This is a genomic window from uncultured Paracoccus sp. (assembly GCF_937873615.1).
GTDB lineage: Bacteria > Pseudomonadota > Alphaproteobacteria > Rhodobacterales > Rhodobacteraceae > Paracoccus.
Genome location: NZ_CALMYP010000066.1, coordinates 105016 through 118211 on the forward strand (window position 1 = coordinate 105016; position 13196 = coordinate 118211).

11 protein-coding genes are annotated in these 13196 nt (G+C 67.4%); 2 read left to right on the plus strand and 9 right to left on the minus strand.

The window, feature by feature from the left end; translation table 11 throughout:
• Positions 1-44: 44 nt before the first annotated feature.
• Entirely contained in the window at positions 45-1175 is a 1131-nt protein-coding gene (locus tag Q0330_RS16440; RefSeq protein WP_299481958.1) for an FAD-dependent oxidoreductase, read from the plus strand.
• On the opposite strand, the gene glmM is transcribed toward Q0330_RS16440, so the two are convergent.
• The 5 genes from glmM to Q0330_RS16465 all read right to left on the minus strand — a co-directional run bounded on the left by glmM (position 1172) and on the right by Q0330_RS16465 (position 7664).
• The gene (gene glmM / locus Q0330_RS16445) at positions 1172-2515 is read right to left on the minus strand and encodes a phosphoglucosamine mutase (protein WP_299481960.1); all 1344 of its coding nucleotides are present in this window, start codon (positions 2513-2515) and stop codon (positions 1172-1174) included. The two genes, Q0330_RS16440 and glmM, sit on opposite strands and share 4 nt — an antisense overlap.
• Positions 2515-3492, minus strand: a complete 978-nt coding sequence (gene folP, locus Q0330_RS16450) for a dihydropteroate synthase (protein ID WP_299481963.1) — start codon at positions 3490-3492, stop codon at positions 2515-2517. The genes glmM and folP overlap by 1 nt, the downstream gene beginning before the upstream one ends.
• Entirely contained in the window at positions 3489-4271 is a 783-nt protein-coding gene (locus Q0330_RS16455; protein WP_299481966.1) for a dihydroneopterin aldolase, read from the minus strand. The genes folP and Q0330_RS16455 overlap by 4 nt, the downstream gene beginning before the upstream one ends.
• A 102-nt stretch (positions 4272-4373) precedes the next feature.
• Positions 4374-4886 carry a cell wall hydrolase gene (locus Q0330_RS16460; RefSeq protein ID WP_299481969.1) on the minus strand — a complete coding sequence of 171 codons (513 nt, stop codon included), beginning with the start codon at positions 4884-4886 and terminating at the stop codon, positions 4374-4376.
• 234 nt (positions 4887-5120) lie between these two features.
• Positions 5121-7664, minus strand: a complete 2544-nt coding sequence (locus tag Q0330_RS16465; protein ID WP_299481972.1) for a putative PEP-binding protein — start codon at positions 7662-7664, stop codon at positions 5121-5123.
• A gap of 108 nt (positions 7665-7772) precedes the next feature.
• Here Q0330_RS16465 and selD point away from each other — a divergent pair, with 108 nt between their 5' ends.
• The gene (gene selD, locus Q0330_RS16470) at positions 7773-8798 is read left to right on the plus strand and encodes a selenide, water dikinase SelD (RefSeq protein ID WP_299481975.1); all 1026 of its coding nucleotides are present in this window, start codon (positions 7773-7775) and stop codon (positions 8796-8798) included.
• 53 nt (positions 8799-8851) lie between these two features.
• Here selD and Q0330_RS16475 read toward each other — a convergent pair whose 3' ends face one another.
• Genes Q0330_RS16475 through infC form a run of 4 tightly spaced genes read right to left on the minus strand, consistent with a single transcriptional unit; the run spans position 8852 to position 13040 of the window.
• A complete protein-coding gene (locus tag Q0330_RS16475; RefSeq protein WP_299481978.1) occupies positions 8852-10876 on the minus strand; it encodes a M3 family metallopeptidase in 2025 nt (674 codons plus the stop codon).
• 23 nt (positions 10877-10899) lie between these two features.
• Positions 10900-11988, minus strand: coding sequence for a HesA/MoeB/ThiF family protein (locus Q0330_RS16480; RefSeq protein ID WP_299481981.1), 1089 nt, complete (start codon positions 11986-11988; stop codon positions 10900-10902).
• 3 nt (positions 11989-11991) lie between these two features.
• On the minus strand, positions 11992-12447 hold the full coding sequence (gene dut, locus Q0330_RS16485; protein ID WP_299482185.1) for a dUTP diphosphatase: 456 nt from the start codon (positions 12445-12447) through the stop codon (positions 11992-11994).
• A gap of 50 nt (positions 12448-12497) precedes the next feature.
• Positions 12498-13040 carry a translation initiation factor IF-3 gene (gene infC, locus Q0330_RS16490; RefSeq protein WP_299482188.1) on the minus strand — a complete coding sequence of 181 codons (543 nt, stop codon included), beginning with the start codon at positions 13038-13040 and terminating at the stop codon, positions 12498-12500.
• Positions 13041-13196 lie beyond the last annotated feature (156 nt).

A 13196-nucleotide genomic window follows, 5' to 3' on the forward strand; every position in this document is an offset into this window, starting at 1 on the left:
TCCTTGCGGCAATCAGGGGATCACCCAACCGCGAGGGCGCAGTCGTGACCGGCCATCTTCAGAACCGAAACATCACCGTAATCGGCGGCGGCATCGCCGGGCTGACCGTGGCCACGGCACTGGCGCAGCGCGGCGCGCGGGTGACGCTGCTGGAACGCGCGCCCGCCCTGACTGAGGTCGGCGCCGGGTTGCAGATTTCGCCCAATGCCGGGCGGGTGCTGGAAGCGCTCGGGCTCGGGCCGGCGCTGGATGCGGTCTCGACCCGCTCGGAGGGCGTGGTGCTGAACGATATCCGCGGACGGCAGGTGGCGATGCTGCCGCTTGCGGCGCGACGGCCTGGCGCCGCATTCCGCATGATCCACCGCGCCCGGCTGGTCGAGCTGCTGGAACGCGCCGCCCGCAGGGCGGGCGTCACCATCGAACTTGGTCAGGACATCGCCGCCGCCCTGCCCGAAGCCCCGCTGCTGATCGGCGCAGACGGGCTGCACAGCGTCGTGCGCCCGGTGCTGAACGGCCCGGAACAGCCCTTCTTCACCGGCCAGACCGCCTGGCGCGCGCTGATCCCCGACCCTACTGACGACCCTTTCGCCCGCGTCTTCATGGGACCGGGCCGGCATCTGGTCAGCTATCGCCTGGGCGATGGCTTACGCAATATCGTGGCGGTGCTGGAGCGGCCAGACTGGGTGGCGGAAGGGTGGTCGCACAGGGACGACCCGGAAAACCTTCGCGCCGCCTTCGCGGGGTTCGGCGGCCCGGTGCCGGGCTGGCTGTCGCTGGTCGACGAGGTCGGCATCTGGGGCCTGTTCCGGCACCGCGTTGCCGCCCGCTGGCAGGATGGCAGCCGCGCCATTCTTGGCGATGCCGCCCATCCGACCCTGCCCTTCATGGCCCAGGGCGCGGTCATGGCCATCGAGGATGCCTGGATCCTGACCGCCTGCCTCGACGCAATTGCCGATCAACCGGCGGCACTGGCGCGCTATCAGGCATTGCGCCGCCCCCGCGCCAGCCGCGTGATCGAGGCCGCCAATGCCAATGCCCGCAACTATCACCTGAAGGGGCCGCTCAGGCTGATCGGCCATGCCGGGATCGGCGCGCTGTCGCGGCTGGCGCCGGGGGCACTGTTGGGGCGCTACGACTGGATCTACGATTACGATCCGCTGGCCGAAACGATCTAGACGGCGTTTTCCACCGCAGAGACGATGCTGTCGACGACCTCGCGCAGCATGGCCTCGTCCTCGGCCTCGGCCATGACGCGGATCAGCGGCTCGGTTCCCGACTTGCGGATCAGCACCCGGCCGGTGCCGTTCAGCCGGGCCTCGCCCGAGGCGATGGCTTGCACGACCGGATCGGCGGAAAGCGGATCGGCACCAGCGGCATAGCGGACATTCTTCAGCAATTGCGGCACCGCGTCGAACTGATGAACCAGCTCGGATGCGGCGCGCCCGGTCTCGCGCATGGCGGCCAGGAATTGCAGCGCCGCGATCAGCCCGTCGCCGGTCGTCGCATAATCGGTCATCACCAGATGGCCCGACTGCTCCCCGCCGAGGTTGAAACCGCCCTCGCGCATCCGCTCGACCACATAGCGGTCGCCGACCTTGGTGCGTTCGAGCCGGAGGCCGCGCCCCTGCATGAAACGTTCCAGCCCGAGATTCGACATCACCGTGGCGACAAGCGCGCCGCCCGCCAGCCGGCCCTGATCCGCCCAACGCCCGGCCATCAGCGCCATCAACTGATCGCCATCGGCGACCCGGCCCTTTTCGTCGATCAGGATCACCCGGTCGGCATCGCCATCGAGGCAGATGCCCAGATCGGCGCGGTTGTTCAGCACCGCCTGCGCGGCGGCCTCGGGATGGGTCGATCCCACACCGTCATTGATATTGCGTCCATTGGGTTCGACCCCGACGCTGACCACCTCGGCGCCGAGTTCGTAAAGCACATCCGGCGCGGCGCGATAGGCGGCACCATTGGCGCAGTCGATCACCACTTTCAGCCCGTCCAGCCGCTGCCCGGCGGGAAAGGTGGTCTTGGCATATTCGACATAGCGCCAGCGGCCATCGTCGACGCGCTTGGCGCGGCCGATATTCTGCGGTTCTGCCGGGCGGATCTGGCCATAGACGATCTGCTCGATCTCGGCCTCGGCCTCGTCGGACAGCTTGAAGCCGTCGGGGCCGAAGAACTTGATGCCGTTATCGTCAGCCGGGTTGTGGCTGGCCGAGATCATCAGCCCCAGATCAGCCCGCATCGAGCGGGTCAGGTATCCCACTGCCGGCGTCGGCACCGGACCCAGCAGCAGCACGTTCATGCCCGTGCTGGTCAGCCCGGCGGTCAGCGCGTTTTCCAGCATATAGCCCGACAGCCGGGTGTCCTTGCCGATCACCACGCGATGCCCGTTGCGCCCGTCGCGGCGGAAATAGCGCCCTGCCGCCGCACCCAGGCGCAGCGCCATCTCTGCCGTCATCGGCTCGCTATTGGCCTTGCCGCGAACCCCGTCGGTCCCGAAAAGCTTCCGCACCATCAGTCTGTCCTTTCCGTCGCTGCCCGCCACAATGCCAGCGCTTGCCGGGCCGCTGCAATATCATGCACACGGTGCATCTGCACCCCCTGCCCGACCGCCGCAAGCATCAGCGCCAGCGTCCCCGGCCCCCGCGCCATCGGGTCGTCCATCCCGGCCACCTCGCCGATCAGCCGCTTGCGCGAGATGCCAAGCAGGATCGCGCATCCATGCCCGTGATAAAGACCGATCCGGTTCAGGATCGCCAGATTATGCGCGCGGGTCTTGCCGAAACCGATGCCCGGATCGACCATGATCCGGTCGCGCGCGATCCCGGCAGCCTCGGCGCGTTGCACCCGCGCCTCAAGCGCGTCAAAGACATCGAGCAGCACATCGCCGTAATGCGGATCGTCCTGCATCGTCTCGGGCACGCCCTGCGCATGCATCAGGCAGACCGGCAGCCCGGTTTCGGCCACAAGACCCGCCAGATCCGGGTCGAAATCGAAGCCCGAGACATCGTTGATCAGCCCCGCCCCCGCCGCCACGGCAGCACGCGCCACCCCGGCCTTGCGCGTATCGACCGAGACCGGAAGCCGGTCCCGCAGCGCACCGATCACCGGCAGGATACGGGCGATTTCCTCAGTGACGGAAACCTCGGCCGCGCCGGGCCGGGTCGATTCGCCGCCGATATCGAGCATATCCGCCCCCGCCCCGGCCAGAAGCCGGGCCTGCGCGATGCCGTCATAGGCACCGCCATCGGAAAAACTGTCGGGCGTCGCATTGACGATCCCCATCAGCGAAGGGTTTGCCATGGAAATGCCGCAGATGTCGCGGCGCGGCGCGGTCAGCCGGGCCAGCAGATCGGACGGGGCTGCCTCAGCAGGCAGGATTTCGGGCGGGGCCGTGCGCGACAGGCGCTCGACACGGGAAAACCTCAGCCAGCCGCCAGCCAGCGGATACGCGCCGCCCTCCTCGGGGATGGGGCGCCAGTAATCGCTCATCCGGCGATCCGGCGCAGGGGGATGGCGGTGGGCAGCACCGGCATCCCGGCACCCTCAGGCAGGGCGAGATCCAGCCGGCTGGCCTTCATCCGTTCCGCCAGCCAGAGGGCAAGCGCCAGCGGCTCTGCCTCCAGCCCGGCCACATCGGCGGCCATGCGCGACGGCGCCCAGACGATGGGACGGGCTTCCTTGACGGCCCAATCGAGTTCGGTCCGGCTGTCGGCCACGTCGAGGCCCAGCCGTCCGCCAAGCGCCCAGGCCGCCTGATCCAGCGCCAGAAGCGCCACCCGGCGTTCATTCCCGCCCGCAGGCAAGGGCAGATCGGGCGCGTCAGGCGTCAGGATGACGGCACCGGTCGGGCGCGCGATCTCGGCACCGTGGAACAGCACCACCGGCGCCAGCGAGACATCCGCCGTATCGACCCGACCCCGGCGTCGGATCAGGGTGACGCCAAGCGCGCCAGGCACCCGGTCCAGCTTCTCGACGGTAATGCTGACGCGCGCGGCACGGGGGTGGATCAGCACCTCGGCCGCGATCTTTTCCGCCAGCGTTTCCAGCAGGTTGAATCGCTGATCCGCGAGGCCTGCGGCAATCGCATCGGTCAGCACGTCATAGGAGAGGATGCGATCCACATCGTCGCCGACCCCGATCGCCGGATCGGCCAGATCGACGGTCAGGTTGAAGCGCAAGCGCTGCTCGCGCCCGCGCTCGGACTGGAAGGCGCCAATCTCTGCCGCGATGACATGGTCGCGAAGGTGAATCTGGTCCGGTTCGTTCATGCAGACCAGATTTCAAAGAAAACGCCCCGCCGCAAGGGGCGGGGCATATCCGACAAATTGATCGGCCTGACCGCCATGGCGTCATGCCAGCCAGGTACCTTGTCAGTTCGACGCGACGCGGCGACCCTGACGATAAAAGATATGGCTGCCGATGCGGGCGGTGCGGGTAAAGCGCTTCGACCAGGAAGGGCGCACCGCCGTGGTGTGGAAATAGGTCGCACCATCGGTCAGCGCGCGCGGCGCACCTGCAATCGCATCGGCGGCGATCTGGCGCGACCGGGCGGCAGCGGCGGCATTCGACATGCGCCGGCCCTTGTTATAGGTGAACTGGCCGCGCTGATGGACGACGCCGCAGACCGAATTCGGGAAGGCACCGCTGTCGACGCGGTTCAGGATGACCTCGGCCACGGCGCGCTGACCGTTGCGGCCTTCGCCACGGGCTTCGAAATAAAGCGCCTCTGCCAGACAGGCGAGCGAGTCAGCGCCACCATAGCGCGCTTTGGTGACAGTTTCGGGACCGCGCGCGGGGTCGGCGGCGGCAATCTGGGGCGCCGAGGGCAGCGCAATCGCAAGGCTCAGGCAAAGCGCAGCCAGTTTACGGTTGAGCGTAAGCATACAGCAAGTTCCTGTTCGTTGGGCGCCGGGGCAGTGGCAGCTGACCGGCAAAATCCCGGCGAAACTACACAAAGCGTTTCAGAACTCGCCACCTGCTTGAGCGTGAGGACCAGGGAAGCGCCTGCGGAATCGCGATTTGGGCGAAATCCCGCCTAGGCAATGGCGGATTTCTGGCGGGATCACGCCAATTCGCGCTTGCAGCATTCCTGGAACCGACGCAGCAACCGCCCCGAATCAGGCCGTTTTCTCGATCTTGCCCCGAATCGATTCCTGCGCTGCAGCAAGACGGGCAACCGGCACCCGGAAGGGCGAGCAGGAGACGTAATCCAGCCCGGCACGGTGGCAGAAGGCGATGGATTGCGGGTTGCCGCCATGTTCGCCACAGACGGCGATGGTGATATCGGGCTGGGCCTCGCGGGCGCGACCGGTGCCGGTCAGCAGCAATTCCCCGACCCCGTCGACATCGAGGATATGGAACGGGTCCTCGTCATAGACCCCCTGCTGGACATAGGTGCCCATGAAGCGACCAGCATCGTCGCGCGACAGGCCATAGGTCATCTGGGTCAGGTCATTGGTGCCGAAGGACAGGAAAGCGGCATGGCGCGCGATATCGCCGGCGCGCAGGGCGGCGCGCGGGGTTTCGACCATGACCCCCAGGCGATAGGTGAAATCGCGACCGGTCTCGTTGCGCACGGCGGCGGCGACCGCGTCGACACGGGTCTTGACGATCTCGACCTCGCGGCGGGCGCTGACCAGCGGGATCATGATCTCGGGCACCACCGCCGCACCGGCCGAGGCCGTGGCGATCGCCGCCTCGAAAATGGCGCGGGCCTGCATGTCGTAGATCTCGGGCACGGTGATGCCCAGCCGAACGCCGCGCATCCCCAGCATCGGGTTGAATTCCGACAATGCCTCGATCCGGCGCGACACGTCCGAGATCGGCAGATCGAGCGATTCGGCCAGCTCGCGGATGCCCTCGCGGTCCTGGGGCAGGAATTCGTGCAGGGGCGGGTCGAACAGGCGGATGGTCACCGGCAGCCCGACCATGATCCGGAACAGTTCCGAGAAATCCTTGCGCTGGATCGGCAGCAGGCGTTCCAGCGCCACGCGCCGATCCTCGGGCCGGTCGGCGAAGATCATCTCGCGCATGATCGGCAGGCGCATCTCGTCGAAGAACATGTGCTCGGTCCGGCACAGACCGATCCCCTCGGCCCGGAACATGCGGGCGGTGCGGGCGTCTTCCGGCGTGTCGGCATTGGCGCGCACGCCCAGATCGCGGAAGCGGTCGGCCCAGTCGAGAAGCTGGTTGAAACTGTCATCCAGCGCCGGCTCCAGCATCTCGGCCGCGCCGGCCAGCACCTCGCCCGAGGTGCCGTCGATGGTGATCTCCTCGCCTTCGCGGAAGCTGCGGCCACCGGCGCGCAACTCGCGGGCGCGCACGTCGATGCTGATCCCATGGGCGCCGACGATGCAGGGCAGGCCAAGGCCGCGCGCGATCACGGCGGCATGGCTGGTGGTGCCGCCGCGTTCGGTCAGCACCGCGACCGAGGCGTGCATGCCCCGGATATCCTCGGGAGAGGTCTCGCGGCGCACCAGGATACAGGCCTCGCCGCGCGCGGCGGCGGCCTGGGCGGCGGGGGCAGAGAAGACGATCCTGCCGGCGGCGGCACCGGGGCTGGCGTCGATGCCGCGCGCGATGATGTCGCGCGGCGCGCGCGGGTCGATCTGGTAATGCATCAGCTCGGACAGCGCGCGCGGCTCGACGCGCAGCACGGCTTCGGCCTGCGGGATGACCTCGTCCTCGGCCAGCGACACGGCGATGCGCACCGCCGCGCGCGAGGATCGCTGCACCCGTGTCGCGTCGATGATCGACAGCTGCCCGTCCGAAATCACGAATTCGATCTGCATCTCGTCACGCAGCTTGACGCGGGCGGCGCGGCAATATTCCTCCAACTCGGCAAAGGCGGCGGGTGCCGCCTCCTCCAGCGAGGGGCCGCGCGGATCGCGGGTCAGATACATCGTCTCGGCCCCGACGGTGCGCATTGGCCCCAGCGTCTGGCCCCGGAAACGACCGTTGATGCCTGACATGCCGGTCACATTGTCGACCAACTGGATCGTGCCCGATCCGCTGACGCCCGGCCCCACCGCCAACGCCATCTGCTGCACGATCAGCCCCAGCGGCGCATCCTCGGGCGCGCCCTTGGCCTGACGCAACAGCCGCGCCGTCGGCGCATCCCAGGCCCGCGCCATGGAGCGCAGCACCTCGGTCAACTGCCGCGCCGGGTCCTGGGGAAAATCCTCCTCCATCTCGGCGCGGAAATTGCCGAGCGCGCGCGTCAGCGCCCCCTCGCCGCTTTCGGCGAACATGTCGGGGTCCAGCCGGGCGACATGGATGGCATAGGATTGCACGAAGCTCAGATAGATCGCATCGGCGGCGTCCTTGCCCCGCGTCCCGGTCAGGCGCTTGTGGCAATCGTCGTTGATGCCGACATTCAGAACCGTCGTCGGCCCGCCCCATTCCGGCATCACCGCCGAGGGGCGAACGCTGACCAGCCCGTCGGCATCGGCAAAGAGATCGCCCAGAAGCCGGGCATCCGGCGTCGCGCCCTGCGCCATCGAGCGGACCGCATTGGCCGAAATCGCGAATGAGCGTGGCACCGGCAGCTCCATCCGCACCAGACGTTGCAGGCATTTTGCCCGCCAGCCATGGGCTGTCGTCTTGACCCCGGAGGACGGGGTGATTTCAATCAGTTCCGAGGGATCGAGTGTACGAGTCATGACAGCTGCACATTACGCACGGCGCTGCAAATGCTGCAAGCGCGAGATACCCAATCCGCTACAGTTATGCGATTGGCGTTGCAGAAGAAGAATCGAAAGGACATGGCCATGAAACTGACTGAACTGGCCCATGGCGGCGGCTGCGGCTGCAAGCTTGGCCCGGCGGTGCTGCGCGATTTGCTGGCGGATCAGCCGATTGCACAGGTTTTTCCGCAGCTTCTGGTCGGCAATGCCGAATCCGACGATGCCGCCGTCTGGCAGATCGACGACCGGACCTGTGTCATTGCGACCACGGATTTCTTCATGCCGATGGTCGACGATGCCCGCGATTTCGGCCGCATCGCCGCCACCAACGCGATTTCCGACATCTATGCCATGGGTGGCCGACCGATCATGGCGCTGGCGATTCTCGGGATGCCGATCAACGCGATGGAGCCGGCGACCATCCGCGCCATCCTGGCCGGCGGGGCCGAGACCTGCGCCGAGGCCGGCATCCCGATTGCCGGCGGCCATTCCATCGACGCGCCGGAGCCGATCTATGGCCTCGCCGTGATCGGCCTTTGTGCGCCCGAAGACCTGCGCCGGAACGGTGGCGCGCGGGCCGGCGACAAGCTGATCCTGACCAAGCCGGTGGGCGTCGGCATCTATTCCAACGCCATCAAGAAGAACAGCGCGACGCCGGATGACATCGCCGAGATGGTGGCAAGCTGCGCCACGCTGAACCGCATCGGGCAGGACCTCTCGGGCCGGGCCGAGGTTCATGCGATCACCGATGTGACCGGCTTCGGCATCCTCGGTCACGGGCTGGAAATGGCGCGCGGTGCGGGGCTTGGCCTGCGGATAAACCGCGCGGCGATCCCGCTTCTCGACCGGGCGGCGGCCCTTGCCGCCTCGGGGCATCGCACCGGTGCCAGCGACCGCAACTGGACGGCGGTCGAGGCCGAGACCCGGCTGCCCGCCGATATCGCGGGCGCGGAGCTTGACCTTCTGACCGATCCGCAGACCTCGGGCGGGCTGCTGGTCGCGGTTGCGCCCGAGAAGGCCGAAGGGGTGCTGGCAGACATCCGCAAGCGCCACCCGAAAGCCGCAGTCATCGGCGAGGCGGTGCCCGGCGCCGGGATCGAGGTGATCTGAACGACAAGGGGCGGCCCCGCCGCCCCTTCCAACTGCTGCACCCGGGGTCGCAGTCAGTTCAACCCGCGCCCTTTCAGCAACGGCTCGACCCCCGGCATCCGACCCCGGAATTCGGTCCAGAGCGCATCCGCCGGTGCCGATCCGCCCCGCGACAGGATCGCCGCTTCCAGCCGCCGCGCGGTTTCGGCATCGAAGATATCGCCGGCCTCGCGGAAGGCCTCGAAGGCATCGGCATCCATGACCTCGGACCAGAGATAGGAATAATAGCCCGAGGAATAGCCGTCGCCCGAGAATGCATGGGCGAAATGCGGCGTGGCATGGCGCATCGGGATCGCGGCCGGCGCATCCAGCCCGGCCAGAATCTCGGCCTGCCGCGCCATCGGATCGGAGGGCGGCGCGCCGCGATGAAATTCCAGATCGACAAGCGCGCTTTCCAGATATTCCAGCGTCGAGAAGCCCTGATCGGCATTGCCGGCGGCGATGATGCGGTCGCGCAGATCGGCTGGCAGGGCTGCGCCGGTCTCGGCATGGCGGGCGTGGCGGTCCAGCACTTCGGGCAGCTCCAGCCAGTGTTCGTAAAGCTGGCTGGGCAATTCGACGAAATCGCGCGCCACGGACGTGCCCGAGATCGAGGGCCAATGCACATCCGACAGGATATGATGCAGCGCATGGCCGAATTCATGGAACAGCGTATGCGCATCGTCCCATGACAGGTAAGCCTGCCCTCCGGGTGTGGCCGGCGGGGTGAAATTGCACACATTGGTCACGATGGCGCGCTGCCCGGCGCCGATCTTGTGCTGATGGCGCAGCGCGCCGCACCACGCGCCCGAGCGTTTCGAGGGCCGGGCGAAATAATCGCCAAGGAAGATCGCCATTTCGCGCCCGTCGCGCATGATCCGCCAGGCGCGGGTATCGGGCGACCAGAGCCGGGCCTCGAAAGGCTCGAATGTCAGCCCGAACAACCGGCCCGCGACATCGAAGACCGCGCCCAGCATGGCGTCGAGCGTCAGGTAGGGCTTCACCTCGCCCTCATCCAGATCGTGTTCCGCCCGCCGCTTGCGACCGGCATAATAACGCCAGTCCCAGGGCGCGAGGGTGGCATTGACGCCGTCCTGCTGCATCATGTCGGACAGTGCCGCGCCATCGGTATCGGCACGCTTTTTCGCGGCAGTCCAGACCGCTGTCAGCAATTCCTCGACGCGCTCGGCGGTGCCGGCCATCTCGGGTTCCAGCTTGTAGGCGGCGAAATCGGCATAGCCCAGCAATTGCGCGCATTCGTGCCGCAGCGCCAGAATCTCGGCCACGAGGGCAATATTGTCGGTCTCGGCCCCGCCGGCCCCCGCGCCCGATCCGCGCGCGACCCAGGCCCGCCAGGCAATCTCGCGCAGTTCCCGGTCGTCGGAATATTCAAGGAAAGGCACGATCAGAGAGCGGTTCAGCGTCACCACCTGCCCGGCCTGCCCGCGTTCCTTCGCCGCCGCCCGCATTGCCGCGATCAGCCAGTCCGGCAGGCCGGCAAGCCGATCATCGCCCACCGTCATGACGAAATCGCGTTCATCCGCCAGCACGTTCTGGCCGAACCGCGTGTAGAGCACCGCCAGCCGCTGCCGGATTTCGGCCATGCGTTCACGCTCTGCCCCGGTCAGCCCTGCACCGGCACGGCGGAAATCGCGCAGCGCCAGTTCGGTGATGCGGCGATCCTCGGGCGGCAGCGCATCTGCGCCTTCCCAGACCTTCGCCACCCGGTCGTAGAGCCGCTTGTCCATCCCGACCTTGCTGCCATGCGCGGCCAGAAGCGGGGCGAAATCGCGGCTGAGCGCCTCTCGCTCCGGGTTCGAGGCCACGCCGGTCAGCGTATAGAAGACCGCGCAGACATTGTTCAAAGCCTGTTCGGCGGTTTCCAGCGCGGCCACGGTATTGGCGAAGCTGGGGGCTTCGGGATTGGCGGCAATGGCCTCGATCCTGGCCTCGGCCTCGGCCAGGGTCGCCTCCATGGCCGGGGCGAAATCCTCGTCATGGATCAAATCGAAGCGCGGCAATCCGAATTTGCCGGTCCAGTCGGTCAGTTCGCGGTTCATGGCGGTCTCCTTTGATGGGGAAGCTAAGCCTGCGCCGCCCCGCTTCCAAGCCCGGAACAGACCGGGCAATCGGGCCGGCGCGTGACCGCGATGCGGCGCGTCTCTCCGTAGAGCCCGTCATAGACCAGCATCTGCCCGACCATATTCTGTCCCGCACCGGTGATCTGCCGGATCGCCTCCAGCGCCATCATCGAGCCGATGACCCCCGGCAGGGGACCGGCGACACCGGCTTCCGCGCAGGACAGCGCAAGGCCCGGCGCCGGGGCCTGCGGGAAGATGCAGGCAAAGCACGGCCCGCCGGATGCCGGGTCATAGGTGGTCAACTGCCCCTCCCATTGCGAGATCGAGCCGGCGATCAGCGGCACCCCGGCGGCGACGCAGGCGGCATTGATGTCGCGGCGACCCGCAAAGCTGTCGGTGCCATCCAGAACCAGATCGAAAGAGGCCAACAGGCCCTCGTCCCCGGCACCGATTCCGCGGCGCATGGCCTGAACCTCGATCAGAGGATTGAGCGCGCGCATGGCCTCGCCGGCGGCCTGGGCCTTGGGGCGGCCGGCATCGCTGCTGCGATAGATGATCTGGCGTTGCAGGTTCGACAGGCTGACCGTGTCGGGATCGGCGATCCCGATCCGCCCGACACCCGCCGCCGCCAGATAAAGCGCCGCCGGCGCGCCCAGCCCGCCCGCGCCGATGATCAGCACCGAGGCGTGGCGCAGCTTCGCCTGCCCCGGCCCGCCGATCTCGCGCAGCACGATATGGCGGCCATAACGCTCCAGCGCCTCGGGATCGGTGGCGAGGGTTCCGGGCCTGACCGGCACGGGCAAACGGCCCTGTTCCTGCGGATCGCCCCAGAGCGCCACAGCCTTGGACCGCATATTGCGCACGATGCCGGCATAGCCGAGGATCAGCGCCAGGATCACCCCGCCGGCCAGCCAGGCGCGCACATCCATGGTCCCGAAAGCGGTGAATTCCGAGGCCGGTGCCGCCAGCATCAGCGCCAGCACGATCAGCCAGACCAGAAACAGGACGGCAAGAACCCGCAGGAAGCCCCAGCCCATGACCCATGCCGCCGCCACGATGCTGAGAAGGCCAAGCGGCAGAAGCAGCGCCATCGCCTAGCCCCGCCCGGTCGAGCCGAAGCCGCCCGCCCCCCGCGTTGTGTCATCAAGGCTGCCAACCGCCACAAAGCGCGCCTGCACCACCGGGGCGACGACGATCTGCGCCACCCGGTCGCCATGGCGGATCACCAGCAGCTTGTCGGACAGGTTGATGGCGATCACGCCGACCGGGCCGCGATAATCGCTGTCGATGGTGCCGACGCCATTGACCATGGCCAGCCCGTCGCGCAGCGCCGCACCGGATCGGGCCCGGATCTGGACCTCGAAACCCGCAGGGATCTGCATCTTCAGCCCGGTCGGGATCAGCCGACGCTCCAGCGGGGCCAGCACGATTTCGGCGCCGCCAAGGTCGGCGCGCAGATCGGCACCGGCCGCGCCCGCCGTCTCGTAAGCCGGCAGGGGCAGCGCGGGATCCGCGTCATCGGTCTTCTGGATCAGGATTTCTGGCATCATCAGCATGAAAAGGCCGCCCGAAGGCGGCCCCCTTTTTAACCCGACCGGCCTTATTTCGGCGCGATCATCATTACCATCTGCCGGCCTTCCAGCTTCGGCATATTCTCGATCTTGCCGGCCTCGCCGACATCGTCGCGCACCCGGTTCAGAAGGTCGAGCCCAAGGTCCTGGTGGGCCATCTCGCGGCCCCGGAAGCGCAGCGTCACCTTCACCTTGTCCCCGGCTTCGAGGAACTTCATCACGTTACGCATCTTCACGTCATAATCATGCGTATCGGTGCCGGGGCGGAATTTGACTTCCTTGATGTCGATGATCTTCTGCTTCTTGCGGGCCTCGGCCTCGCGCTTCTGCTGTTCATACTTGAACTTGCCAAGATCCATGATCTTGCAGACGGGCGGGGTCGCGTTGGGCGAGATCTCGACCAGATCGAGACCGGCCTCCTGCGCCATCTCAAGCCCACGCGCGGGCGAGACGACACCGACATTCTCGCCATCCGCCCCGATCAGGCGAATCTCGGCGACACGAATTCGTTCATTGACTCGGGGACCGGAGTCGCGGTTTGGGGGCGGCGCGTTATGGGGACGACGGGCTATGGCCAGATTCCTTGTATGGATTCGTACGAATGGCCGGCAAAATAGGCAGTTGCGCCCGGCGGTTCAACCGGATTCGCTGCCCGTGACCGCGATTTCGCGGGGTTTCGGCGGGCTTGGGCTTGTGGCAAGAAGCGGATTGTCAGGACAGGGACGAAG

Excerpts from the sequence above, each read along its gene's own strand:
- glmM (WP_299481960.1), bottom strand. The coding sequence starts at position 2,515 with ATGGTGCGGAAGCTTTTCGGGACCGACGGGGTTCGCGGCAAGGCCAAT.
- folP (WP_299481963.1), bottom strand. The coding sequence starts at position 3,492 with ATGAGCGATTACTGGCGCCCCATCCCCGAGGAGGGCGGCGCGTATCCG.
- Q0330_RS16455 (WP_299481966.1), bottom strand. The coding sequence starts at position 4,271 with ATGAACGAACCGGACCAGATTCACCTTCGCGACCATGTCATCGCGGCA.
- Q0330_RS16460 (WP_299481969.1), bottom strand. The coding sequence starts at position 4,886 with ATGCTTACGCTCAACCGTAAACTGGCTGCGCTTTGCCTGAGCCTTGCG.
- Q0330_RS16465 (WP_299481972.1), bottom strand. The coding sequence starts at position 7,664 with ATGACTCGTACACTCGATCCCTCGGAACTGATTGAAATCACCCCGTCC.
- selD (WP_299481975.1), top strand. The coding sequence starts at position 7,773 with ATGAAACTGACTGAACTGGCCCATGGCGGCGGCTGCGGCTGCAAGCTT.
- Q0330_RS16475 (WP_299481978.1), bottom strand. The coding sequence starts at position 10,876 with ATGAACCGCGAACTGACCGACTGGACCGGCAAATTCGGATTGCCGCGC.
- Q0330_RS16480 (WP_299481981.1), bottom strand. The coding sequence starts at position 11,988 with ATGGCGCTGCTTCTGCCGCTTGGCCTTCTCAGCATCGTGGCGGCGGCA.
- dut (WP_299482185.1), bottom strand. The coding sequence starts at position 12,447 with ATGATGCCAGAAATCCTGATCCAGAAGACCGATGACGCGGATCCCGCG.